This is a genomic window from Mucilaginibacter galii, from assembly GCF_014635825.1.
Taxonomy (GTDB): domain Bacteria; phylum Bacteroidota; class Bacteroidia; order Sphingobacteriales; family Sphingobacteriaceae; genus Mucilaginibacter; species Mucilaginibacter galii.
The window spans coordinates 18,372-44,038 of record NZ_BMDO01000018.1; the positions used below are offsets into that span (position 1 = coordinate 18,372).

The 25,667-nt window shown below is 45.3% G+C and carries 15 protein-coding genes; 7 read left to right on the top strand and 8 right to left on the bottom strand.

The window, feature by feature from the left end; translation table 11 throughout:
* Position 1: 1 nt before the first annotated feature.
* The 6 genes from IEV61_RS20240 to IEV61_RS20265 are packed head-to-tail and all read left to right on the top strand — an operon-like array spanning position 2 to position 10,963.
* Positions 2-1,480: a RagB/SusD family nutrient uptake outer membrane protein gene (locus tag IEV61_RS20240; RefSeq protein WP_188418924.1), complete on the top strand. Its 1,479-nt coding sequence runs from the start codon at positions 2-4 to the stop codon at positions 1,478-1,480.
* A gap of 21 nt (positions 1,481-1,501) precedes the next feature.
* The gene (locus IEV61_RS20245) at positions 1,502-3,256 is read left to right on the top strand and encodes a fasciclin domain-containing protein (protein ID WP_188418926.1); all 1,755 of its coding nucleotides are present in this window, start codon (positions 1,502-1,504) and stop codon (positions 3,254-3,256) included.
* 21 nt (positions 3,257-3,277) lie between these two features.
* Positions 3,278-4,708 (top strand): fasciclin domain-containing protein, encoded by a 1,431-nt coding sequence (locus IEV61_RS20250; protein ID WP_188418928.1) that lies wholly within the window; start codon positions 3,278-3,280, stop codon positions 4,706-4,708.
* Between the two features lie 37 nt (positions 4,709-4,745).
* The gene (locus IEV61_RS20255; RefSeq protein WP_188418930.1) at positions 4,746-7,925 is read left to right on the top strand and encodes a SusC/RagA family TonB-linked outer membrane protein; all 3,180 of its coding nucleotides are present in this window, start codon (positions 4,746-4,748) and stop codon (positions 7,923-7,925) included.
* A 15-nt stretch (positions 7,926-7,940) separates the two neighbouring features.
* Positions 7,941-9,632, top strand: a complete 1,692-nt coding sequence (locus IEV61_RS20260; RefSeq protein WP_188418933.1) for a RagB/SusD family nutrient uptake outer membrane protein — start codon at positions 7,941-7,943, stop codon at positions 9,630-9,632.
* A gap of 38 nt (positions 9,633-9,670) precedes the next feature.
* Entirely contained in the window at positions 9,671-10,963 is a 1,293-nt protein-coding gene (locus IEV61_RS20265) for a pectate lyase family protein (RefSeq protein ID WP_229747231.1), read from the top strand.
* Between the two features lie 201 nt (positions 10,964-11,164).
* Here IEV61_RS20265 and IEV61_RS20270 read toward each other — a convergent pair whose 3' ends face one another.
* From IEV61_RS20270 to IEV61_RS20305, 8 genes are all read right to left on the bottom strand, one after another.
* A complete protein-coding gene (locus tag IEV61_RS20270; RefSeq protein WP_188418935.1) occupies positions 11,165-12,916 on the bottom strand; it encodes a HAMP domain-containing sensor histidine kinase in 1,752 nt (583 codons plus the stop codon).
* Positions 12,913-14,046 (bottom strand): sensor protein KdpD, encoded by a 1,134-nt coding sequence (locus IEV61_RS20275; protein ID WP_188418937.1) that lies wholly within the window; start codon positions 14,044-14,046, stop codon positions 12,913-12,915. Before IEV61_RS20275 ends, IEV61_RS20270 begins: the two co-directional genes overlap by 4 nt.
* A gap of 118 nt (positions 14,047-14,164) precedes the next feature.
* A complete protein-coding gene (locus tag IEV61_RS20280) occupies positions 14,165-15,163 on the bottom strand; it encodes a porin (RefSeq protein WP_188418948.1) in 999 nt (332 codons plus the stop codon).
* Positions 15,164-15,449: 286 nt separating this feature from the next.
* Entirely contained in the window at positions 15,450-16,010 is a 561-nt protein-coding gene (locus tag IEV61_RS20285) for a K(+)-transporting ATPase subunit C (RefSeq protein WP_188418938.1), read from the bottom strand.
* A gap of 192 nt (positions 16,011-16,202) precedes the next feature.
* The gene (gene kdpB, locus IEV61_RS20290) at positions 16,203-18,236 is read right to left on the bottom strand and encodes a potassium-transporting ATPase subunit KdpB (RefSeq protein ID WP_188418940.1); all 2,034 of its coding nucleotides are present in this window, start codon (positions 18,234-18,236) and stop codon (positions 16,203-16,205) included.
* 111 nt (positions 18,237-18,347) lie between these two features.
* Entirely contained in the window at positions 18,348-20,066 is a 1,719-nt protein-coding gene (gene kdpA / locus IEV61_RS20295) for a potassium-transporting ATPase subunit KdpA (RefSeq protein ID WP_188418942.1), read from the bottom strand.
* Between the two features lie 12 nt (positions 20,067-20,078).
* A complete protein-coding gene (locus tag IEV61_RS20830) occupies positions 20,079-20,156 on the bottom strand; it encodes a potassium-transporting ATPase subunit F (protein WP_188418949.1) in 78 nt (25 codons plus the stop codon).
* Positions 20,157-20,973: 817 nt separating this feature from the next.
* The gene (locus IEV61_RS20305) at positions 20,974-22,305 is read right to left on the bottom strand and encodes a sigma-54-dependent transcriptional regulator (RefSeq protein ID WP_188418943.1); all 1,332 of its coding nucleotides are present in this window, start codon (positions 22,303-22,305) and stop codon (positions 20,974-20,976) included.
* Between the two features lie 269 nt (positions 22,306-22,574).
* Here IEV61_RS20305 and galA point away from each other — a divergent pair, with 269 nt between their 5' ends.
* On the top strand, positions 22,575-25,427 hold the full coding sequence (galA, locus tag IEV61_RS20310; RefSeq protein WP_229747232.1) for a beta-galactosidase GalA: 2,853 nt from the start codon (positions 22,575-22,577) through the stop codon (positions 25,425-25,427).
* The last annotated feature ends 240 nt before the right edge of the window (positions 25,428-25,667 follow it).

Consider the following 25,667-nt stretch of genomic DNA (forward strand, 5'->3'; position numbering starts at 1 on the left):
TATGAATATAAAAGTGAAATTTTCGGTGGTACTGTTGCTTATTACGCTGTGCGGAACATCGTGTAATAAGTACCTGTCGCTCGAGCCGCAGGACGGCATCATCAGGCAAAACTTCTGGAAAACCAAGGAGCAGTTGAAAGCCGCCGTAAATGGCTGCTACGCCTCTTTGCTGGCCGACCCATTGGTGGAGAACCTGTTTTTATGGGGCGAACTCCGCGGCGATATGCTATCGGCCGGTACGGGTGTTCGTAATAACGAACTCAATGTTATTAACGTCAACATTACTTCAACCAATACCATAACCGATTGGTCGGTTATTTATAAGACCATTAACAACTGTAACACTGTTATAGATTTCGGTCCCGACGTATTAAAGTCTGACAATACATTAACCCAAAGCGTTCTAAACGGTTACCTGGGCGAGGCCTATGCGCTACGTGCCTTGATGTATTTTTACCTGGCCCGTAGTTTTGGTGATGTACCTTTGAAGCTGAAATCGACCACCAGCGACGATGATAACCTACAGATCGCTAAAAGCACCCAGCAGCAGGTTTTTGCGCAAATAGTAGCTGACCTAAAACAGGCCGAGCAGTTTGCGGTGACCACCTATGGCGACCGCAATAACGATAAAGGCCGCATTACCCGCTACACCGTTAATGCCATTTTAGCCGATGTTTACCTGTGGCTGAACGATTATGACAACTGTATCAAAGCTTGCGATTATATCATTAATTCCAACCAGTTCACCCTGGTTCCGGGCGATAGCAACTGGTTCTCTACCGTGTTTTTCCAGGGCAACTCGGTAGAAAGTATTTTTGAGGTTCAGTTTAACCAAATTAAAACCAACCCTTTTTACAACATGCTGGCTATACCAAGCAAGCGCTTTAAGGCAGCGTTGAAGGTCGGTCCCGAACTCTACACCATTGATAATTTAGACATCACCAATATAGATATTCGTGGCGATGGAGCTTCGGTGAAATTTAATGATGGCAGCATTTACAAGTACCAGGGTATTAACTCAGGTTCTACCCGTACTTCGGCGACATCGTTTGCGCATTGGTTCGTATACCGCTACTCCGATATTTTGCTGATGAAAGCTGAAGCGTTAAACCAGCAGGGCAATGGTCAGGGTGCTTTGGATATTATTCAAACCATCAGGTTGCGTGCTAACGCTTTGCCGGGTTCCGAACGTATTTTACAGCCCAGCGATAAAAGCGGCATCACCGATTACCTGCTTGATGAACGTGCCCGAGAGTTTGCCTTTGAAGGCAAGCGCTGGTACGACCTGCTGCGCAATGCCCGCCGCGATAATTATGCCCGCTTAGACCTACTGCTAAACGTGGTAGCCACCACCGCAGCAGCCGAAAATCAGCAGGCAGCTATTGTGAAGTTACGCGATACACGCAGTCATTACTTCCCCATATACTTATACGAACTGCAAACCAATAAGGCATTGGTTCAAAATCCTTTTTATCAATAAGTACTACTAAAATAAGTGTTTATGAAAACATTAAAATTTATCAAGTGGCTTACTTCCATATCATTCATGGTGGTGTTGGTAGCAGCATTGGCAGGCTGTAAGCGGGAAGAGTTTGCCGTTAATACCACTACCGATGTAAACATAGTAGGGTATTTGAACAATAATGCTCAAAGTTTCTCCCTGTTGTCTAAGATCTTACAAATCACGGGCAGCGATAACTCTTTGAACGGTTATGGCACTTATACCTTGTTTGCACCTAATAATGATGCGATAACAAAGTACCTGGCCGAATTGGGTAAAACCTCGGTAGAGCAGGTCCCCGTAAATGATTTAAAAGACCTGGTGAAATTTCACCTCATCAGGGATACCATTACGTCTGACAAGTTTACCGATGGCAAGCTGCGCACGGTGAATATGTACGGGCAGTCTATTTTAACGGGTGCGCAAAACATTGGCGGCGTCACCACGCTCACCATCAATCGCCAGGCCACGTTGCTAAAAGCCGATATACGTACCGGGAACGGTATTATTCACATTATTGACCGTGTATTGAAACCGGCCAAACTTACGCTGGCGCAAGCCTTGGAGCAAAACCCGGCTTACGCCATCTTTACCGAGGCACTAAAAGCTACCAAGCTATATGACAGCCTGAACGTGCTGCCTGCTAACAACCCCGATACCACAAAGCGTTTCCTGACCGTACTGGCCGAATCGGATGCCGTGTTAAAGGCGGCCGGCATCAATTCGTTCGCGCAATTGAAAGCCAAGTATTCTAATACCGGCAATCCGCTGTTGGTAAATGATAGTTTGCATTTGTTCATGAACTACCACATTTTACCGGGGTTAAAGTATTTGCCTGATATTTTTAATGCTTCATCGCACACCACGCAGTCGCCGCTTGATGTGGTTACTTCCAAACTGATTAATCAAACTATCCTCATCAACGATGATACCTTCAACGGTATACACGAAGTAGGCGCACGTATTGACCGTGCCAGCAGCGACAATACCATGGCCAACGGCGTACTGCATTTCATGGCCGATCATTATGCCATTAAAGTGCGTTTCCCTATACCGGTGTATTGGGAAGTAACCGACCAGCCTGAGTTTAAAAAGTTAAACGGCATTTACCGGGTAACCAATAAAAGCAGCCCTAACTACGCCAACGGCGATTTGCAGGATATTACCTGGCAAACCGGATCGGTAAGCTATAAGGTAGCACCGGAGGCACGTCAGTTTTATGTATATAATAACGATTACCTGTTTGTAGCCGCTTTAAGAACAGCAGCTACTGCCAATAGCTTTATAGAGCTGAAAACACCATTACTGGTAAAAGGGCGCTACAAGGTTTGGGTAAGTTTTATAAGACGTGGTGGTGGCAAAGGTGTATCCGTGTTGTTTGATGGTCAGCCATTATCGAGGGTGTTAAACTTAACTGAAAGCTTGCCATCGCAGGTGTTGGTAGGCGATAAGTGGACTTATCCCGCAGGTACCAGCCCCGAGTCTTTAGAAGCTTTGGGTAAGAAAATCACCTTCGGCGGCAAAGTGCCTTACTACAACAATCCGGCGCAAACCATTGATTATTATAAAGACAGTTATGCCTTACTGGCGGGTACAATAGATGTGCAGAAAACCGACCGTCACTTCATCAGGTTTCAGGCCGTGGCCGATGCCTCGGGCGATGTACAGTTCGATATGATTCATTTTATTCCTGAAAACCAGGATCAGTTGTATCCGAAGTTTAATCCCGACGGCTCTATAGTTCAAAAGCCATAATTAGCATTGATTTAATACAGCATGATAAAAAGATATAGTATTTGGTTCGTAGTATTCGTTTGCTTGCTTGCAGCCTTAACGGGTTGCAGCAAGTACAATGATAAAACCGGCCCTACCGATGCAGCGCTGGGGCAAACGCTTGCGCAGTTAATTGCCGAAACGCCCAACCTGAGTAAGTTTAACGAGTACCTGGTAAAAACCGGGTATGATAAAGTACTTGCCTCCTCAAAAATGTATACGGTTTGGGCACCCGATAATCAAACCCTACAGGGGCTCGATCAGTCGCTGGTAAGCGATACTGCCCGTTTACGCCAGTATGTGGGTAATCATTTGGTCAACCTGGCCTATTATACCAATTCGCCCAGTCCCGAGTTGCGTATCAGGACCTTAAATGGCAAGTACATTAAATTTACGAAAACCCAGTTTGAGAACGCCGACATAACCCAGGGCAATAAGTTTGTAAGCAATGGCGTGCTGCACATCATCAATAAAGTGGTATTGCCTAAGCTGAATGTGTGGGAATATGTAAATGCTACTGCCTTCAAGCAAAAAACTTACATGCAAAGTCTTGATTACACTGCCATTGACTCAACCAAGGCCGAACAAACCGGTATAGACCCAGTAACCGGCAAGCCCGTTTACAAACCCGGCACTGGTTTAATTACAAGAAATTATTTGTACGACCGCGTAGGCGACCTGCGTAACGAGCAGCAGGAGTATACCTTTATTTTACTGACCGATGCTGCCATAGATGCCGAACGTTCTAAAATAAACCCATACGTACAAACCACCAACAGCGCCGAAACCGAGGTATTGAGTTCGCTGCATGTGATTAAAGACTTGGTAATTAAAGGAGCTTACACACAAGATAATCTTCCGGCCGAACTCATTTCTGCCGACGGCGTGAAAGTGCCCATTAACAAAAATGCCATCTTAGAAACCCATGTAACCAGCAACGGCATTGTTTACGTTATGAGCCAGGCCGATGTGAAATTGGTGGATAAGATACGGCCCATTAAACGGGAGGGCGAAACGCCTGACGGTTTTAGCCGCACCGATAAATCGGGCAATATAGCCTACCGCTTGCGCGTAAACCCAAACACCGGTCAGCAGTATAACGATATCTATATTTTTAACCATAAAATACCACTGTTTAACGTGCGCTACCGCATTGCCGAACTGTACAATGTGAAGTACAAGGTTTATTGGGTGGCACCTAACGATGTGCAAACCCTCACCTTTAAGCAGCGCTTTGCCGTAAACGATCCGCTTTCGGCCACTTTTGCCGAAACACAGGTTGACCTCAAAAACTACAACCAGATTTTTGTGGGCGATTATGTTCCTGCCAAGTTTGGAGGCGTAACCGCCTATGTGGTGGCTGCCAATAACGGGACCGACGGAACCAACTCCATCAATATAGATTATTTTACAATGGTGCCGCAGTTGCCCTGATTATTAACGTGATGAAGCTTATATACAATTCATAAACATGCGCATATTTACCCCAATTTCTATCATGGCTATGTGCGGAACCCTGAGTTTTGGTACGGCAGCGTATGCCCAGCAAAACATGACCCGCGATTCTGCCAGAGCCGAAACTACCATAAAGAACGGTTTCCGGGTAACCGGCCGCATTACCGATGCCAGTACAAAAAAGCCGGTATCGGGTGTTAACGTGGTGGTGCAGGATGTGGCTGCTGCCATTACCGATGATAAGGGTGGTTTCATAATCACCGTACCCTCGCGCACCAGTGTATTGCAAATATCGGGTCAGGGTTACCAGTATAAAGAAGTGGCGGTTAACAACCGGTCCGAAGTCAACGTTTCGCTTTACGAAGATGGCTTCAACTCTGTTTACGATTTAGTGACCTTGCCCTTCACGCAATCAAGCAAAGCGCAGATCAATTACTCCGTGGCTTCGGTAAATACCGAAGGTGGCTGGACCCGCCCTAAAGAAACTCCTGACAATTTTTTGCAGGGACAGGTAAGCGGGCTCAATGTGGTTCGCCGTTCGGGTACGCCCGGAGTAGGAGCAGAGGTGTTTTTACATGGCTTCAACTCGCTTAACGCCAGTAATCAACCCTTATATGTAGTGGATGGAATGATATACGATGCCCGCAGTTATGGCAGCTCCATTATCAGCAGCCATGTAACTAACACGCTGGCTAACATTGATATTAAAGACATTGATAACATCACCGTGATTAAAGACGGTGCCTCTTTTTACGGTAGCCGCGGTGCCAATGGCGTAATTCTTATCAATACCTCACATGCCAAAGAGTTGAGTACACGTATAGATTTTGCAGCCTATGGCGGCGTTAACATGACGCCTAAAAACATCCCGGTATTAAACAGTAACGATTACCGCCTTTACCTGTCAGATGTGCTTCGCACTTCGGGACTTACCGATGCGCAGATCCAGGCTAAGCCTTATATGAATGATAATCCTACATCTAACCCGGCCTATTACCAGTACCATAACAATACCGACTGGCAGAAAGAAGTGTTTAACAAAAGCTACAGCCAAAATTACTTTTTAAAAGTAACCGGCGGCGATAACATTGCCAAGTATGCTTTATCGGTAGGGTACCTTAAAAGCAATGGTATTATTGACAGCACCAACCTGCAACGTTATAACACCCGCTTTAACGCCGATTTGAATTTAACTAAAAAGCTAACTGCCAACACGAATCTTTCGTTCTCTTCTTCAGAGCAAACGCTTAGAGATCAGGGTATCAGCGCAGCCAACCCCATGTTAATTGGCTTAGTGAAGGCGCCATTTTTAGCGGTGAACCAAATTTCGGAAACCGGCGTACAATCGCCCAACCTGGCCGATGTAGATATTTTTAACGTGAGCAACCCGGTAGCGCTCATTAATAATGCACAGCAAACCAATAAATACTACCGTTTCTTTGGTTCGGTGAAATTCAACTACCAGTTTAATAACCGTCATAGCATCAGCTCATTAACCGGTTTAGTATATGATAAGGTGAGAGAGAATACCTTTATCCCGCGTTTGGGCGTAGCACCCGATACGTTGCGAAATGCAGTGGCTTACAGCCGCCTGGGAGCATCAATTCAGCGCTATAATTCATTCTATAACGATACCTACTATACCTACAAACGGTCGTTTACCGGTGAGCACGATTTGCAGGTAAACGTTGGTTTTCGTTACCACGACAGCGAAAGTGAGCAGGATTACGCACAGGGATTCAACTCGCCCACCGATGATTTTGTAACTATTGGCAATGGTGTAAGCAACCTGCGCCGCCTAATCGGCGATTACGGGCACTGGAAATGGTTAAACACTTATGCAGCTGCTAATTACAGTTTCAGGCACAAGTACTTCCTCTCGGCAAACCTATCTGCCGATGGTTCTTCACGCTTTGGGAAAGATATTCCTAATGCGTTGAATATAGCAGGCAACAAGTACGCCGTATTGCCATCGGTTTCAGCCGGATGGCTGGTTTCCTCAGAAGAGTTTCTTTCTAATATACGCGCTATAGACATGCTTAAAATACGCGCCAGCTATGGTTTAACCGGTAATGATGATATTGGCAACTTTAGTACACGTTCTTATTACGTATCGCAAAACTTGCTGGGCTCGCAAGGGCTGGTAGTAGGCAACATTGCCAACTCGCAATTACAGTGGGAGCTAAGCAAAAAAGCAAACATAGGCATTGATGTAGCTTTGTTTAACGAGCGTGTAACTTTCAGCATTGATGCTTACCACAACGTTACTTCTAAAATGATCACGTTCGATCCGGTTAGCAGTGCCGCCGGTATGCGTTATGTAATTGCCAACAGCGGTGCCATGCGTACAAACGGGATAGATTTTAGCCTGAACAGCCGTATTGTGAATAGTGCTGTGAAGTTTGATGTGGGCGTTAACCTGTCAACCTACAGTAATCGCATTACCGCTTTACCTGCCGATAATCAGATTACTAATTACGGCGGGGCAACAGTTATTACCAAAGTTGGCCAATCGGCCGCTATATTTTACGGTTATCAAACCAATGGCGTGTACACGTCTAACGCAGAGGCTGCCGGAGCCAACCTAAACATCCGCGGGACAGATGGTAGCCTTATCCCATTCAGGGGTGGAGATGTTCGCTTTGTTGATACCAACAAAGATGGTGTGATTGATGATAACGACCGGGTGAACATTGGTAACCCAAACCCCGATTTGGTGGGTAGCTTTAACGGAAGGCTAGCCTATAAAAATATATCGTTGAATGCCTTGTTTACCTTTAGTAGTGGCAACCAGTTATACAATCGTCCGCGCAATATACTGGAGTCTATGTCATCGCCGGCCAACCAGTTTGGCAACGTGGTAAACAGGTGGAGGTTTGACGGCCAGGTAACCGACGTGCCGAGGGCAGCCTACGGCGACCCAATGGGTAACGCCCGTTTCTCAGACCGTTTTATTGAAGATGGTTCGTACCTGCGTTTAAGAACACTTTCTATCAGTTACAACTTACCGGTAAAACCAAAGGCATTGAAATATGCCACCATTTATTTAACGGCCGATAACCTGTTCACTTTCACAAAATACCTGGGTTACGACCCGGAGTTTAGCGCAACAGGTAGTCCGCTAACACAAGGTATTGACACGGCTTTGGAGCCACAGTTCAGATCGGCACAGTTGGGTGTGCGTATTGGTTTATAATAATTGCAGAACAACATGAAATTTAAAATATCACCTGTTATAAAAACTGCTGCACTGGCTGTATTGCTATCCGGCTCGTTCTCGTGCAAAAATATGTACGATGTTGAGCCTCAAAATCAGGTAGAGTACAAAAACGTTTATCAGAATATATATGATGCGAATGCTGCGGTCATGGGCATTTATGGTAAGCTGTTAGGCCTCGCCCAGCAGTACGAAATTATGAACGAACTGCGTGCCGACCTGATGGAGGTAACGCCCAACGCCGGTGCCGAATTACAGCAGATCAACACGCACAACGTGCAGGCAGGCAATTCATTTGCCGATCCGCAGCCTTTTTACGCCGTTATATTGAATTGTAACGACGTGATGAAGAACCTGAAGATCATGTACGATACCCAAAAGCTAACCGCCAATGACTTTAACCAGCGTTGGAGCGATGTAGCTGCCCTACGTTCCTGGTTATACTTCCAGTTAGGCCTGCATTTTGGAGAAGTACCTTACGTAACCGAAAGCCTGACCAATGCTGCCGATGTAAGGGATGCCAGTAAATATCCGCGTTTAACGCTTGATGCATTGGTAAAAACGCTGATTACTTTTATGGAAGCACTGCCTTTTAAAGACCCTTACCCGGCAGCAAATTCATTAGTTACCCAAATAGATGGCTACCCCTCTAAAATTTTCTTCATCAACAAAAACTGTCTCCTGGGCGATTTGTACCTGTGGAACAATGACTACCATAATGCCGCGGTAGTTTACAAGCGTGTATTGGAAACCTCGACGCCGGTTGGGCCAAGCGATAGTTACAATTACTTTAATACCTACACGCTAAATAGCGGTACCGATAATGACGCCGTTACAGTAAGTAATTGGCAGGCATTATTCTCACGCTCGCCACAAGACCGCGAGTACCAAACCGAGTGGATCTGGTCTATGGTATTTGATAAGGCATTTACGCCAGAGAATCCATTTGTGAACCTGTTTGCCAATTCGGGAGGTAGCTATTTGGTTAAACCCTCGCAAACTGCCATAGACAACTGGAACGCGCAAGCGCAGAATGATGGCACGCCTTTCGATTATAGAGGGCCAAATACCTCCTACAAGATCATTAACGGCCAACCGGTAATTGTGAAGTTTTTGTATAATTACTTAAACACGTCCACCGGCCTGCCTATCAATCTCCTCGAAAAAAGCGGTAAATGGTTTTTGTATCGCACCGCAACCCTGCACCTGCGTTATGCTGAAGCTGCCAACCGCGACGGGCAAACCAAAATTGCCTGGGCGCTGGTAAACGCTGGTATAAAAAGCGCTTATGATGACCTTAACCAACCCGACCCAACGTTGCGCAGAATTACCCTACAACCCACACCTTACGATTTTGATGCCCGCAAACTGGATGCACCCTCTATTAGAGGAAAGTATCACCGTAACCTGGGCATCCGCGCTAGGGTAGGCACCACCTTGTTGCCGGTAACTTTCCAACAAGACATGCTGGGTATGGAAAACAAGATCATAGATGAGGCCGCGCTGGAACTGGCCTTTGAAGGTAACCGCTGGCAAGACCTCATGCGTATTGCCAACCGCCGCAACGACCCTGCATTTTTGGCTGATAAGGTTTATAACAAACTCCTGAAAGATGGCAATCCGGCAGCGGCAACCGTCCGCGCAAAGCTCATGAACAAGGCCAATTGGTTTCTGCCATTCAAATAGTAAGAAAACCTATTTTAATAAGGATTTTATCAATAAATATGTATTTTAATCAACTTTTAAAGCACAAAGCGAAGGCATTTCATGCCATTTGCTTTGTTGCTGCAACCTTAGGTTTGTCATCTACTCAAGTTAATGCGCAGCAATTAGCATTTCCAGGGGCCGAGGGTTTTGGCCGTTTTGCCACCGGGGGCAGGGGAGGTTCGGTATACCATGTTACCAATTTAAATGATAAAGGCGACGGTTCTTTCCGCGATGCAGTAAGTCAACCCAACCGCATCATTGTTTTCGATGTAACCGGTGTAATTCGCATCAAAGATAAAATAGCGGCCTCACCCAAAATTACTATAGCGGGGCAAACCTCACCGGGTCAGGGCATTGTGATATACGGCAATGGCGTTTCCTTTGCCGATAGCAGCATTATACGTTATATGCGCTTCCGGGGAAGCATTAATATGCCTCGTGGTGCCTGTACGGTTGTGGCAGATAATTGTAAGGATGTTATATTCGACCATGTAAGCGTAGAGTGGGGCAGGTGGGATAACTTGCACATTAAAGAGTCTAAAAACATTACCTTACAGTATTGCCTTATCGGTGAGCCTGTTGATCCTCAGCGCTTTGGGGCTTTGTTCGAGAATCCTACCAATATTACCGTACATCATACGCTTTGGATTGATAATCAAAGCCGCAATCCTAAAGCTAAGGCCGGTATCGAATACATTAATAATGTGGTTTATAACTGGGGCGTTAACGGTTTCGTAGGTGGACATTCAGGTGCGCCACATTACCAGGACGTTATTAATAATTACTTCATAGCCGGACCTAACTCGGGACATGCCTTTATAGGGATGTTTACCGCCACAGACCATGTGTATCATCAAGGTAATTATGTAGATATGAATAAAGATGGCAGGTTAAATGGCCGCCTTACCGTTGATTCGGACTTTGTGAAGCGTGGCCTTACCATGCTCAGCAAGCCTAATTTTCTAACGGGAGTTAAAATTGAAAGTGCAACGCAAGCTTACCAGAAGGTTTTAGCCGAGGCGGGTGCTTCACTTCAGCGCGATGCGGTTGACAACCGTATTATAGGCTACCTCTCAAGCTTGGGCAAAGAAGGCGTGATCTTCAAATCGGAAGTTGATGCCGGTGGACAGGGCGAATTGCCCTCCGCAAAAACACTGGCCGATAATAACCGTAACGGTATTCCTGATACCTGGGAGAGTACGCATAAGCTTAGTGTTCAGAGCAATGCCGACACCAATAAGGTTGACAAAGACGGTTATACACGCCTCGAGAAATACTTAAACGATTTGGTTTCTTCCAAAACAAGATAGTTCTGATTAGTTGGTTTTAGGATGGCACAAGCCTCTTGAGCGCAAGTTTAAGGGGTTTTGTGCTTTTTAGCCCTTCAATAATATGAACAACCCTTATTTTCTTTTATATTTAAGAGGGTCAAATTGAGCATTATGTACAATAAACAATTATTGCCATAACACAAAGTGATTAAATGAATGCATTATAGTTTTGTATAACATTTAACTGCTTGCCGGAAGTACAAAAGCAAATTTGCTGCCTTCGCCAATAGCACTTTCTACCCAAATTTTACCTTGCTGTGCTTCAATAAAGTCTTTAGATATGGCGAGACCCAAGCCTGAGCCCGACTTGTTTTGCCCATCGGTTGGTACTTGGAAATACCTGTCGAACAGGCGTTTCTGATATTGCTCGTCGATGCCTTTCCCAAAATCTTTTACAGAAAACTCTACATGCCCGTTGCGAGCTTTTAGGCTGATAACAATCTTAGATTTCTCCGAACTGTAGCGCAGCGCGTTGGATAAAAAGTTGACCAGTACCCAAGCGGTCTTCTCAACATCTGCCTGTACGTTTGGCAGGTTATCTTCTTTAACTACTTCTAAATATACATTCTTTTGATCTGCCTGAAATTTGACCGACTGCAAGGCATATTCCAAAATTTGGGTTGGCTCTACCGGGATGAAATTAAGCTGAATGTTGCCGGTTTCAACTTGCGATAGTTCCAGTAATTCGCTGGTGATCTTGAGCAAGCGGGTGCTATCGTCCTGAATATGTGCAATTAACTGCTGCTGCTCGGTGTTCATGTTTCCTACACGTTCATCGTTTAAGAGTTTCAAACTCATTTTAATAGAAGATATAGGCGTTTTCAACTCATGCGATATCGTAGCGATAAAATTAGTCTTCGCTTCATCGCGCTCCTTAAACTCGGTAATATTACGCAATACATAAACCTTACCGGCAGATTTTGTAGCTATCTTGACAGCTTCGCCCTGCTTATCTAAATTAGGCACAAGTATATCCCTGCTTTGCAACTGGAAGTGCAGCTCTTTGCCATCCAGCACAATTTTTAGTGGCTTAATGGCCGAACTGTTAGCGATCATAGACCTGAACAGGTCGTTGTTTTGCACCAGTTTCTGTGTGTTTTGTCCTACTATTTTGTCTTCGGTTATGTTGAGTACCTTGCGTGCAGCATCGTTCATAAACAGCACTTCCTCATTTTCGTTGATTCCCAAAATAGCATCCTGCATTTGTTCAATAATGGTTTCAATGCGGCGCTTTTCGGAGAGTACGGTAGCCAGATTGCTGTTTTCCCACTCGTTCAATCTTGATGCCATGTTGTTAAAGGCACCGGCTACCTCGGCAAACTCATCGCCCTGGTCAAAATGCAGGCGCTTACTATAATTTTTCTCGCTGATCTCCTTAATACCTTCCAATAATGCGCGTAAGGGATTAGCTATAAAGCCTGGAAAGTTTACACTGAAGCTGAAAAGTACCAAAAATGTGAACGTGCCCGCAAAGCCAAGGATAAGGCTGGCTTTGTTCACTGATGCCCTGGCCGTATCATTTTTACGTACAATGGCCTGCATATTTAATAGCTCAATTTGCCTCAAATGCGAGCGTATCTCGCGTTCGGCCAACTTTTGATTTGCTATGGCGGTTGGTTGTTGCTGAAGCTTGTTAAAAGCTTTTCTTAGGAGTGCAACGGCCTCATGCTCACCTTTTTCAGTGATATTCCGTTCTTCTTTTTGCAGCTGTCCGTTAAACTTTGCTGCTACGGATGGTGTAAGCGGCAAGTCGTTTTCATCGAGCAGGGTACGCATTTCGCGGGTGTAGCTCAGGGTTTCGTAATTGTCTTTCAGGATAACTTTGGCATTTTCGGAAATCTCCTGAATGTAGTAGATGGCTATAGCGCCAAAAAACAGAACGACAACGAATAAAAAGCCGAATCCTAATCGGAGCTTGGTTTTAATTTTCATGAGAGTATCACTAAGTCGGTATCTGTAGCTGCCAGTTTTCGGAGCAACTCGTTAAATACCGCGGTTCTTAAAATTACCTGGAATAAGCTCAGGTGGGGCTTACCAATGCATATGGTGGTTATTTCCCGCTCTTCGGCCACCTGCATAATGGCTTGGGTTATTTGGTCGCTCTTCAATTTTACCACCTCGGCACCCAGTTCGGTTGCGAGTTTAAAGTTATTAATTAAATGCCGCTGTTTATCCAGCTTTATCTTATCAAGGCTTTCACTGCTGCTTTGTATATATAAAACCACCCAGGGCGACCGGTAATAGGATGCCAGTCGAGCCGTTTTACGAATTACGATCTTTGCTGTTTCTGAGTTAGAAGATATGCAGGCCAGGAACTTTTCGGGTCGCAGTTTGATTTGTTTGGGAACCTCAATATCAATCTTTCTTTCCAGGTGATGGGCTACTTCTTTTAACGCCATTTCCCTCAACTGCAATATCTTATCGCTTTGAAAAAAATTTTGTAAGGCAAGTGCCACTTTGCTTTTGTCGTAAATTTTACCATCGCGCAGGCGGTCTATCAACTCATCGGCGGTGAGGTCAATGTTTACAATTTCGTCGGCCAGTTGCAGTATTTTATCTGGAATGCGCTCCGTAATGGCAATACCAGTAATATCTTCTACTTCTTCGTTCAGGCTTTCGAGATGCTGGATGTTCACAGCACTAATAACGCTTATACCGGCCTCTAAAATGTCAAATACGTCTTGCCAGCGCTTGTTGTTCTTGCTGCCCTCAATGTTAGTATGGGCCAGTTCATCTACAATAACTACCTCGGGGTGTCGGTTTAAGATGCCTTGTAAGTCCATCTCTTCCAGTTCCTTACCTTTGTAGAAGGTTTTGCGGCGGGCAATTATGGGTAAGCCGGCAAGTAGGGCATGGGTTTCGGCACGGTTATGGGTTTCAATATAGCCAATCTGAATGTTGATGCCATTACGCTGCAAGGCATGTGCCTCCTGCAACATACGGTAGCTTTTGCCCACACCGGCACTCATGCCAATGTAGATCTTCAGCTTTCCGCGCCTGGATTTCTTAACCAGTTCTATGAAGGTTTTAACCGAATTATCTTTATGTTCTTCTTCAGGCATCTTCAAAAACTTTATCTAATTCTTCATAAAATTACATTTTTCCTCAATTTTTTCAGGAGGCTCATGAAGCTGGTGGATTAATCTGCCAAAACACCATGAACCACCTGAAAAAACGCTCTTAAAATGATACTGCCATGCTGGCCGTGATGAGCGGATTAGTATTAACCGGATTACCCAAACGTGTGAACACCGCATCTTTACTATCGTAAACTTTACCTTCTAAACGCAGCAGGGCATTAGGTATGGGGGCATAGTCGAGGTTAAGGGAATAGCCTGTGGTTTTAAAACCGTTTGGTGTACCGGTGGCTATTAATACGCCGTTCTTATCCTTGTAGTATTCTACCCGTCCGGCTACTGCCCACTTGCTGGCAAACTGGTAGCGGGCTATGGCCACCGGCGATATTACATTGTAGTAATCGCTACTACCCTTGGCTTGTTGCTGTATGCCATAGTCGAAACCTGCAGTAATTCCAAAGCTATTGGTTAACTGGAATATGCCGTAAAAGTTATTGTAGAAACGGCGTAGCCTCACCGTATCGGCGCCTTCGGTGCCCAGGTAGTTGCTGTAGTTCAGGGTAATCTTATCGGTAGGTTTGTAGTACACCTGCAAACCACCGGCAGGTTTGCTGTTGGCATTTTGACGATTGATACGCTGCCAGCCGTTCAAGTACAAACCGGTAAGGGTAAGTTTACCATCGGTAGTGGTGTAGGTTAACTTGGCTCCCGATTCATAGTAGGGCGTGTTTTCTGACGCAATGTTGCGTGTGAGTACCCAGCAGTCTTTGGAGATGGCGCTTTCAAAACCTATGTGAGAGGAGAAGATACCGGCATCTAACCACAGGTTGGCTGTTTTTGATACCTTGATGCCCGCATTAGCTTCAAATACATTTTTTAAAACGCCGGGCTCGGCAGCTAAATTGGCGTTGGCATAAGTGCCGGCCATTAGGGCCAGGTTGGCACGCAGCATGCCATTATCATAATTGGCTTTAATAAAGCCTAAATTAAGATTTACCTCGTTATGGCGGTTGTGCGAGTATACAAAACCGGGACGGTTATTATCTGCAGGGCGGTTAAAATCGAACCCGTAGTAAAGTTCGGCGTAGCCGGTAATAGTCAGCTTGCCTGTTTTAGTGCTGTCTTAGGTTTGTGCTTGAGTAAATATAGCGGTGCAGCTAAGGGCGGCTGCGAGTAGTAGAGTTTTCATGGAATGTAATAGTCAGCCCCTCCCAACCCTCCCCGGGAGGGAGGGCTTTAAGAAGCATGTTGTATAAAGTGTTTGTTTTTTTGTTTGTCATACTGAGCTTGTCGAAGCAATCGCCGCTTTGCTAAGTCTTCGACAGGCTCAAACTGACAGGTGGTAAATTTTCAATCTCCCTCCCTCCCGGGGAGGGCCGGGGTGGGGCTTACTTTAACTTATCAAGTGCTATATTCAGTTCTAACACATTTACGGTTGATGGGCCGAATAAGCCTAACAATGGTTTTTGTGTGTTGACGGCTACCAGGTCGGCTACTTGTTTTTCGTCGATTTTGCGGATGGCGGCAATGCGTTTAATTTGTATGGCGGCGCCCTGTGGTGAAATAGCCGGATCTAAACCACTACCCGATGAAGTAACCATATCGGCGGGAATATCGCTTTTTTTGATGCCGGGGTTGTATTTCAACAGGGTATCTATGCGGCTTTGCACATCTTTTAAATAATCGGGGTTGCTTGGGCCTTTGTTAGAACCCGCCGAACCGGCAGCATTATAACCAACAGCCGACGGACGGCTCCAGAAATATTGCGGCTTGTCAAATTTTTGACCCAGCAAGGCGTAGCCTACTGTTTTTCCGTTCAGGGTTACTTTTTCACCGTCGCCTTGTCCTTTAGAGAGCTTGCCTGCAAAGGAAATTAGCACGGGATATATTACGCATAAAAGTACAAGGAGTACGAGGGTTAGTCTTATTGACTGTGTTAATGTTTTCATGATTAAAAGTCGCCCCTCCCAAACCCTCCCCGGGAGGGAGGGCTTTAAAGAAGCATTTGTTTTTAAGTGTTTATTTTTTTGTTTGTCATGCTGAGCTTGTCGAAGCATTCTACGCTTTGCTAAGTCTTCGACAGGCTCAGACTGACATGCTGTGGCTTAAAGCCCTCCCTCCCGGGGAGGGTTGGGAGAGGCTTACACCATTAACCCTACCACTAAATCAATCAATTTAATACCAATAAACGGGGCTACTACACCACCTACGCCATATAGCAGCAGGTTGCGGCGTAGCAGGGCGGTGGCGCCTATGGGTTTGTATTCTACACCTTTCAAGGCCAGTGGTATCAGCATCGGGATAATGATGGCGTTAAAGATCACGGCCGATAGGATAGCGCTTTCGGGGCTATGCAGGCGCATAATGTTCATACTTTGCAGCGCCGGGATAGAGGCAATAAACAAGGCAGGTACAATGGCAAAATACTTGGCCACATCGTTAGCAATACTAAAGGTGGTTAGTGTACCGCGGGTAATCAACAACTGCTTGCCTATCTCCACAATCTCAATGAGCTTGGTAGGGTCGTTATCCAAATCCACCATGTTACCGGCTTCTTTAGCGGCCTGGGTACCACTGTTCATAGCCACGCCAACATCGGCCTGGGCCAGGGCAGGGGCATCGTTGGTACCGTCGCCCATCATGGCTACCAGTTTACCGCTGGCTTGTTCCTGTTTAATGTAGTTCATTTTATCTTCGGGCTTTGCCTCGGCTATAAAATCGTCCACACCGGCCTTTTCGGCAATAAACTTGGCTGTTAAAGGGTTATCGCCGGTTACCATTACGGTTTTAACACCCATTTTACGCAGGCGCTCAAAACGTTCGGCAATGCCGGGTTTAATAATATCCTGTAATTCAACGGTACCTAAAATCTCCTCGTTTTGAGTAACCACCAATGGGGTACCACCGTTTGAGGATATGGCTTCTACACGTTCTTTAACCGCAGCCTGCATGGTATGGCCGGCATTAAGCGCCAGTTTACGCATAGAATCGTATGCTCCTTTACGTATACGCATCCCATCAGGGGTATCAATACCGCTTGAGCGGGTTTCGGCGGTAAATTTAATGGCCAGCGAACCTTGCGGTGCTTGTAAAGAAATGCGGTTGTTGCCATGCTGCGCCAGTTCAATAATTGATTTTCCTTCGGGCGTTTCATCACTTAAAGATGCCAGTACACAGGCTTTAACCAAATCTTCGGGCGATACACCCGGTGCAGGCCAAAACTGCGTAGCTTTACGGTTACCTATAGTAATGGTACCGGTTTTATCTAACAGCAATACGTCAATATCTCCTGCGGTTTCAACGGCTTTACCACTTTTGGTAATTACGTTGGCACGTAAGGCCCTGTCCATACCGGCAATACCAATGGCCGAAAGTAAACCGCCTATGGTGGTGGGAATTAAACATACGAACAACGATATTAATGCGGCTACTGTAATAGGGGTGTGGGCATAATCTGCAAATGGCTTCAGGGTTACACATACTATAATAAACACGATAGTAAAGCTGGCAAGCAAAATGGTTAAAGCTACTTCGTTAGGTGTTTTCTGGCGTGACGCACCTTCAACCAGGGCAATCATCTTGTCCAAAAAACTTTCGCCCGGTTGTGTGGTCACCATTACTTTGATACGGTCAGACAGTACTTTGGTACCACCTGTAACGGATGATTTATCACCACCCGATTCGCGGATAACCGGAGCCGATTCGCCTGTAATGGCCGATTCATCAATCGTTGCTAAACCTTCCACAATTTCACCATCGGTAGGGATGGTTTCACCAGCTTCACAAACAAACATATCACCCTTTTTTAATTGGTTTGATGATACTATAGTTATGTTGCCATCACTGTCAATCACATTGGCAGGTGTGTCTTCGCGGGTTTTACGTAAACTGTCGGCTTGTGCTTTACCACGAGCCTCGGCTATAGCTTCGGCAAAGTTGGCAAACAGTAAGGTGAGCAGCAGTATTAAAAAGATGAAGAAGTTATATACAAAAGTACCCTGGCCTGTATGTGTTAAGCTATAAATAGTTACATACAGCATAATGGCGGTGCCTATTTCCACGGTAAACATTACCGGGTTGCGCATCATCACTTTAGGGTTAAGTTTAATGAACGACTGTTTTAAGGCAGATTGTACCAGCGCAGGTTCAAATAATTTATTAGATTGAGATTTCATTGTTACCCCTCCCAACCCTCCCCAAAGGGGAGGACATTATAAGGAGGTATTTTTAAAGAGTTAATGAAAGTTTTTCTTAAGTCTCCCCTTTTGGGGGAGACTTAGAGGGGGTTATTTAATCATTGAAAAATATTCGGCAATTGGGCCAAGTACCAGTGCAGGGAAATAAGACAATGCGTTTAACACCAGTATAATTGCAAAGGTCATGAGGCCAAAGGTTACAGTATCTACACGCAATGTGCCTGCACTTTCGGGTACGTATTTCTTTTGTGCCAGCAAGCCTGCTATGGCTATCGGTCCAAAAATTGGTAGGAACCTGCCCAATATCAATATGATACCTGTGCTTACGTTCCAAAATATGTTATTATCGCCCAGGCCTTCAAATCCCGAACCGTTGTTGGCATTAGCAGAGGTCATTTCATAAAGCATTTCGCTAAAACCATGGTAACCGGGGTTATTTAACCAGTTGGCCGGTTTAACCGCCCAGTCGGCATTGCCATGGGCCATAAATACATAACTGGCTATAGCGGTGCCTGCCATAATTAACAGCGGACTTAGCAACGTTATAATTGCAGCAATCTTTACTTCGCGGGCCTCTACCTTGTGGCCCAAAAACTCGGGGGTACGACCTACCATTAAACCCGATATAAATACGGCTATAATGAGGTATATAAAGTAGTTAAGAATACCCACACCACAACCACCAAAGAATCCGTTGATCATCATGCCCAGCAGTTGCCATAAGCCCGTAAGCGGCATGGTGCTATCGTGCATACCGTTAACCGATCCGGTGGATACGATGGTAGTCAGCGTGCTCCAGTACGCGGTAGCCGTAGGGCCAAAGCGTACCTCTTTGCCTTCCATGGCGCCGGTAGCTTGTGTTATTCCCATTTTGGCAATGGCAGGGTTGCCGCCTAATTCGCTGGTTATGGTAGGAATCATGAGCATGAACATACCCACCGTCATTACACCGAATATGACCAAGCCTAATTTTTTACGTCTGATGAAAATGCCGAAAGCCAATATCATAGCCATAGGGACGATCATTTGCGATACGATCTCGACCATGTTGGTCAAATAGTTAGGGTTTTCGAGCGGGTGGGCCGAGTTGGCACCAAACCAGCCGCCACCGTTAGTACCTAAGTGTTTAATGGCAATCATTTGGGCAGCCGGTCCGCGCGATACATTTACGATATCGCCCTGCATAGAAATAAACTGGTCTTTACCGGCGTAACTTGATGGTGTGCCGTTGAAAGTAAGTATTAGGGCTATTACGATAGATAAGGGTAATAACAAGCGGGTAATGCTTTTTACAAAGAAATCCCAAAAGTTACCCAAATCGGTAGTGGTTTTGTCGCGGAATGCTTTAAACAAGGCCACAGCAGCTGCAATACCTGTAGCGGCACTGGTAAACTGCAAAAACATGACGATGAAATGCTGCGTTAAATATGTAAGGCCGCTTTCGCCCGAGTAATGCTGTAAGTTACAGTTCACCACAAAGCTAATAATGGTGTTAAAAGCCAGGTCGGCCGTCATGCCGGGGTTACCATCAGGGTTCAGGGGTAATTTATCCTGATAGATCAATACAAAAAAGCCATAAGCCAGCCATAAAATATTGATCACCATCATCGCCTTCAAAAACTGTTTCCAGTTCATCGGCTCTTTAGGGTTAATACCGGCTAATTTAAAAATGCCTCTTTCGAGCGGCTTCATAAAATCTGTCCATACGTGCTCACCGGCAAACATTTTGGCCAGGTACTTACCCAGCGGAATGGCGATGATCAGCGTAATGGCAAAAGATGCAATGATGCCTAATAGTTCAGTGTTCATTGTTTGAGAAGGTTAAAATTTTTCGGGTTTAAGCAGTACATACACCATGTATGCAAAAACTGCCAGAGAGATGATAAATAGCGCTAACATAGTTTTTAGATTTTTTCGAACCAGTCGATGGTTTTAAAGATGAGCCAGCAGAGCAAAAGCAAAGCGGCAAAAAGCATAAGGGTAAGCATAGTATTTGTTTTTAACCCTATTGCCAATTTGGATGCCGTTCTTGGTTATTTGTTGTTAAATATTTGATAATTAACTGGTTGTGTATATTTTATTTTTTTGTAGAATTGAAAACCCTTCCATTTTGGTAGGGTTGGTTTCCATTTTGGAAAGGGGAGGTGTGCTGATTGGACTTATTTAGCTCTAATGGTCTTACTCACCTGCAATGGCCGCAACCGCTTTACTTATTTCATGATGAAAACACCGATAACCAAGCTGCTTCCGCTATGCTAATTGCTTTTTTATAATTCCCTCCTTAGGGAGGTGTGCGGCTGGAAGGTGTTATGGGAGGGAGGGGTTTAATACGCTTGCATAGTGAAAAGCTTTATTAAACCCTTCATGAGTTTGACAAGTATTGTTGGTGAACCGCTTCATTAAACCCCTCCCTGCCCTCCCGAGGGAGGGAATGAAATACGCATTAACACAAAAATCTTTACTAAGTAACGCTACCGTTCAGAAGAAGTGAGGGCCCGTCGGCGCACCCGGCCGGGTGCGCCGACGGGCAAAGGCAGGGATTGCGCTGGATAGGCCTTTTGGTTACTTTGTGGCTATGACAGAGTAACAGCCGTTGCGGCAATTGAGTAGACGAAATTTGTTTATTAGCACAAAACAAGGTTCAAAACGTACTAACCTCCCGAACAGGATTTCTCACCATCTAAAGGAAATAACAATGGAAGCCGCAAAGGGACGATTAACCTAACTTATACTCATCTAACTTCCTATACAACGTAGTTAATCCAATGCCCAACAACCGGGCAGTTTCGGTTTTGTTGCCACGGGTGTGGGATAGTACCTTTTGAATATGCTGGCGCTCTACCGTTTCCAGGTCTAAAGCGTTGGTATTTGTGCTAACGTAGTTAAATTCGGGCGGGAGCAGGTCGGGGGTAAGGGTGTCATCGTCGGCCAAGATCACGATGCGTTCCATTACGTTCTTTAGTTCGCGGATGTTACCTTTCCATTGGTGCTGGTTGAGCAGCCGTATAAAATCGGGCGTTAGTTTCATTGGGCGCCTGCCTGCCTTGGTGGCAAATTGATCTAAATAATACTGTGCCAGTGCTTCAATATCGCCTTTACGCTCATTTAACGAAGGCAGGCTGATAGTAAATACCGATAAACGGTAAAACAGATCTAACCGGAAGCGGCCAGCCTCGGCTTCTTTCTGCAAGTCGCGGTTGGTGGCGGCCAGGATACGCAGGTTTACCTTGGTGGTTTGTGTGTCGCCCACCTTGATGAAAGTTTTACTTTCCAAAACGCGCAGCAATTTGGCTTGCAGTTCCATGCTTACCTCACCAATTTCATCTAAAAATACGGTGCCGTGCTGCGCTTCTTCCAAAAGGCCTTTCTTGTCTTTCACCGCACCGGTGAAAGCTCCGGCTTTGTAGCCGAAGAGTTCGCTTTCCAATAATTCTGCCGTAAAACTGCTGCAATTAATAGCCACAAAGGGCATCAACCTGCGCTGGCTTTCATAGTGGATAGCAGAGGCAAATACTTCTTTGCCTGTACCTGTTTCGCCCAGGAGCAAAACGGTGGTATCGGTAGCGGCTACTTTGCGGGCAAGGCTTACTGCATCGGTAACCGGCTTGGAAGTGCCAATGATCTGCGCAAAGCTGTATTTGTTCTGCACTTTCTTCTCCAGGTCATAAACGCGTTTTTGTAGTTGAGCCTTATCAACTGCCTGGTATATTAAGGGGATAATCTTATCGTTATCGTCGCCTTTGGTAATATAATTAAAGGCACCGTTTTGCATAGCTTTCACGCCATCGGCAATGGTGCCGTAGGCAGTTAAATTAATTACCTCTACATAAGGCTTCTTAGCTTTAATGTCTTTAACCAGCTCTATGCCGTTAACATCGGGGAGTTTGACGTCGCTTAGTACCACCAGCACATCCTCCTGCATAAGTAGCTTTATACCTTCTTTTCCGGTAGCAGCCTGGTGCACCTGAAATCCTTCCAGTTCTATAATGCGCGAAAGCAAACCGCTTAATTTTTTTTCATCGTCAATTATTAAAATGGAAGTAGTCATACTGGTTTGAGGATAAAACGCTGCAAAGGTAATTTATAATTGTATTTACGCTTATAGCCGGTGATGTATATATTGAAGTATGACCGGTGGAAGCAAAAAAACATCAGGATATGATATAAAGATACCATTAAGTTGAGGTCATATCACTTATTATTGTATATCAATTAGTAAACAGTTCTTACCTGTTACCTTATTCTATCTTAGTCTTCATTGCTACTGCTTTACCTATGTTAACACCATACCTACGAACAATATTTATTGGTTTACTTGTGCTTGTTGCATTCAAAGTTTCTGCGCAAACCAAGGTGCCACCACGCGAGCATTTACTCATGGATTTTGGCTGGCGTTTTGCCTTTGGTCATCCGTTTGATACGAATAAGGATTTTGGTAATGCCACTGGCTACTTTTCTTACCTGGCTAAAACCGGTTATGGCGACGGTGCCGCCGCTGCCGACTTCGACGACCGTTCGTGGCGCAAGCTAAACCTGCCCCACGACTGGGCCGTTGAGCAACCATTTAGCGAAAAGGCCAGTTATAGCCACGGCTTTAAAGCCATAGGCCGCAATTTCCCTGATGCCAGTATAGGCTGGTACCGCAAAACATTCACCATACCGGCTTCAGACGAGGGCCGGCAAATCAGTGTAGCTTTTGATGGCGTGTACCGTAATGCCATAGTTTGGATTAACGGGCATTATTTGGGCACCAATGCCAGCGGCTACCTTGGTTTTGAATATAACATCAGCAGTTACCTTAACTATGGCGGCGAAAATGTGATCGCCGTACGCGCCGATGCTACTATGGAAGAAGGTTGGTTTTACGAAGGTGCAGGCATATACCGCCATGTATGGCTCAACAAAACCAATTTACTGCATGTGGCCACGGAGGGCACATTTGTAACTGCAACGGTTAGGCCCGGTGTGGCTGTTGTAAAAATTAAGGCTGATGTTATCAATGAGGGTAATGCCCGGCAATCGATTATCATTAAACAAACCGTTGTTAATGCTGAGGGTAAAGCAGTGGCCAGCAGTACGGGTAAGTCCGTATATTTATCATCACTCCAAAACAAGGAAGTTGCAGATTCAATTGTTATTCCTAACCCTCAACTATGGTCTATTGAAAAACCCTATCTATATAAGGTATTAACGGAAGTGAGCAGCGGCGGAATTATTGAGGATAAATATGAAACTACGTTCGGCATTCGCACCATAAGGTTCGATGCTAACGAGGGGTTCTTTTTAAATGGTAAGCACATCAAAATAAAAGGCACCAATAACCACCAGGATCACGCGGGAGTAGGCTCGGCCATGCCCGATGCTTTGCAGGATTTCAGGATTAAAGCGCTAAAATCTATGGGTGCCAACGCTTACCGCTGCTCTCACAACCCGCCCACGCCGGAGTTATTAGAGGCTTGCGATCGCTTAGGAATGTTGGTTATTGACGAAAACCGCTTAATGGGCACAGCCTCAACCGAGTTGGGCGATATGAAACGCCTCATGATGCGCGACAGGAACCATCCGAGTGTAATAAGCTGGTCGATAGGTAACGAAGAGTGGGGGATAGAGGGCAACATAACCGGTGCACGTATTGCGGCCACTATGCAGCAGTATGTAAAAAGCCTCGATACAACCCGTTTTGTTACTGCGGCTGTGAGTGGGGGCTGGGGTAATGGCATATCAACCACTATTGATGTTATGGGGTACAATTACATAACCCACGGCAGCACCGATGAGCAACATCACAAGTTTCCGTCACAGCGGAGCTGGGGCACCGAAGAAGGATCTACCCATGCATCGCGAGGTATATATTTTACCGATAAAGCTAAACAACAAATTGCAGCGTACGACCGCCGGCCTAACCAGGATTTTGTAAGCATAGAAGACGGCTGGAAACACTATGCCCAACGCCCATACTTAGCCGGTATGTTTATATGGACGGGTTTCGATTATAGAGGCGAACCCACGCCTTACCAATGGCCCTCCACGGGTTCGTACTTTGGCATGCTCGATCAGTGCGGTTTTCCAAAAGATAATGTATACTATCTGCGTTCCTGGTGGACATACTTACCCACGCTACACCTTTTACCTCACTGGAATTGGATGGGTAAAGAAGGACAAATGATACCGGTTTGGGCCTATAGTAATTGCACCGAGGTAGAACTCTTCTTAAATAAGAGAAGTCTGGGCAAAAAGTCCATGCCGGTGAACGGTCACTTAGAGTGGCAGGTAGCCTATCAACCGGGGCAACTGGAAGCCGTAGGCTATAGAGATGGTAAAATATTTCTTCGTGATGTTGTAAAATCTACAGGTAGTGCAACACAGGTTGATTTGCAAAGTGATAAAACATCGTTGATTGCAAATAATCGGGATGTAGCTATACTTACTGTAGATGTAAAAGATAAAAATAAGCTGCATGTTCCTGATGCTGATAACGAAGTGCGTTTCTCTGTAACCGGTCCGGGTAAGATCATAGGCGTAGGTAACGGCGATCCTACCAGTCATGAGCCTGATCAGTATATCGAAACTATCCGTACAGCCAGTATCAATAATTTGCGCGAACGTAACATTGAAAGTATAGATATTCCTGCTGCAACTATAGCTGCATATCCTGAAACAGATTTTAGTCCCGCGTTTCAACAGGACAGGAACAAAGAGTTTGCCGCCAGCGTGAAAGCTCTTGCCTACCGCGGAAGTTTTGAATTGCCGCAAAATTTAGATCAGGCCACTATCCGGTTTTTTTACAGAAGCATTGGCAAGCAGCAAACCATATATATTAATGGTAAACAAATTACTGCTAATACAGCCTATAGCAAAAAAGGGAACACGTTCGTATTAGATAAGACGGTAATTAAGCCTGGAAAAAACACGATCACTATTATAGCAGTGCCATTAACCAAGCAAAATAGTTGGGACATTATTAACATGGATCCGGGTTTGATACAGTTAGTCAACCCCGCACCGGTATGGAAACGTAAATTGTTCAGCGGTTTGGCACAAGTAATAGTACAATCCACCGGCACCAGTGGAGATATCATCTTTACCGCTGCTGCAAATGGTTTAAAATCCAAGTCTTTCATTATAAAATCAGCACCGCCGAAGCTTCTGCGTGCTCATGTTGAGGAATAGGAGGACGTTATTGAGGGGTGGATATGCAAATTTTCATTACTAATTGAAGTTGTTGCAGATGCTTTAAAGTTTTAAATGCTCTTCACGAGCAGATTCGTCTCAAGAGACAGTAACTTCATTAAAACAATTCTCCTTGACAATAAGGCAGTTGCGTTGCCGTAAACAGAAAATCGCATAAGATGTTTGCGAGGGCAAAAAATAAACCTACTTTTGCACTCCCAAATCGAAGGAAAAGGGGTA

Excerpts from the sequence above, each read along its gene's own strand:
- IEV61_RS20255 (WP_188418930.1), top strand. The coding sequence starts at position 4,746 with ATGCGCATATTTACCCCAATTTCTATCATGGCTATGTGCGGAACCCTG.
- kdpA (WP_188418942.1), bottom strand. The coding sequence starts at position 20,066 with ATGAACACTGAACTATTAGGCATCATTGCATCTTTTGCCATTACGCTG.
- IEV61_RS20250 (WP_188418928.1), top strand. The coding sequence starts at position 3,278 with ATGATAAAAAGATATAGTATTTGGTTCGTAGTATTCGTTTGCTTGCTT.
- IEV61_RS20305 (WP_188418943.1), bottom strand. The coding sequence starts at position 22,305 with ATGACTACTTCCATTTTAATAATTGACGATGAAAAAAAATTAAGCGGT.
- IEV61_RS20285 (WP_188418938.1), bottom strand. The coding sequence starts at position 16,010 with ATGAAAACATTAACACAGTCAATAAGACTAACCCTCGTACTCCTTGTA.
- IEV61_RS20240 (WP_188418924.1), top strand. The coding sequence starts at position 2 with ATGAATATAAAAGTGAAATTTTCGGTGGTACTGTTGCTTATTACGCTG.
- kdpB (WP_188418940.1), bottom strand. The coding sequence starts at position 18,236 with ATGAAATCTCAATCTAATAAATTATTTGAACCTGCGCTGGTACAATCT.
- IEV61_RS20275 (WP_188418937.1), bottom strand. The coding sequence starts at position 14,046 with ATGCCTGAAGAAGAACATAAAGATAATTCGGTTAAAACCTTCATAGAA.
- IEV61_RS20270 (WP_188418935.1), bottom strand. The coding sequence starts at position 12,916 with ATGAAAATTAAAACCAAGCTCCGATTAGGATTCGGCTTTTTATTCGTT.
- IEV61_RS20245 (WP_188418926.1), top strand. The coding sequence starts at position 1,502 with ATGAAAACATTAAAATTTATCAAGTGGCTTACTTCCATATCATTCATG.
- IEV61_RS20265 (WP_229747231.1), top strand. The coding sequence starts at position 9,671 with ATGTATTTTAATCAACTTTTAAAGCACAAAGCGAAGGCATTTCATGCC.
- IEV61_RS20830 (WP_188418949.1), bottom strand. The coding sequence starts at position 20,156 with ATGTTAGCGCTATTTATCATCTCTCTGGCAGTTTTTGCATACATGGTG.
- IEV61_RS20260 (WP_188418933.1), top strand. The coding sequence starts at position 7,941 with ATGAAATTTAAAATATCACCTGTTATAAAAACTGCTGCACTGGCTGTA.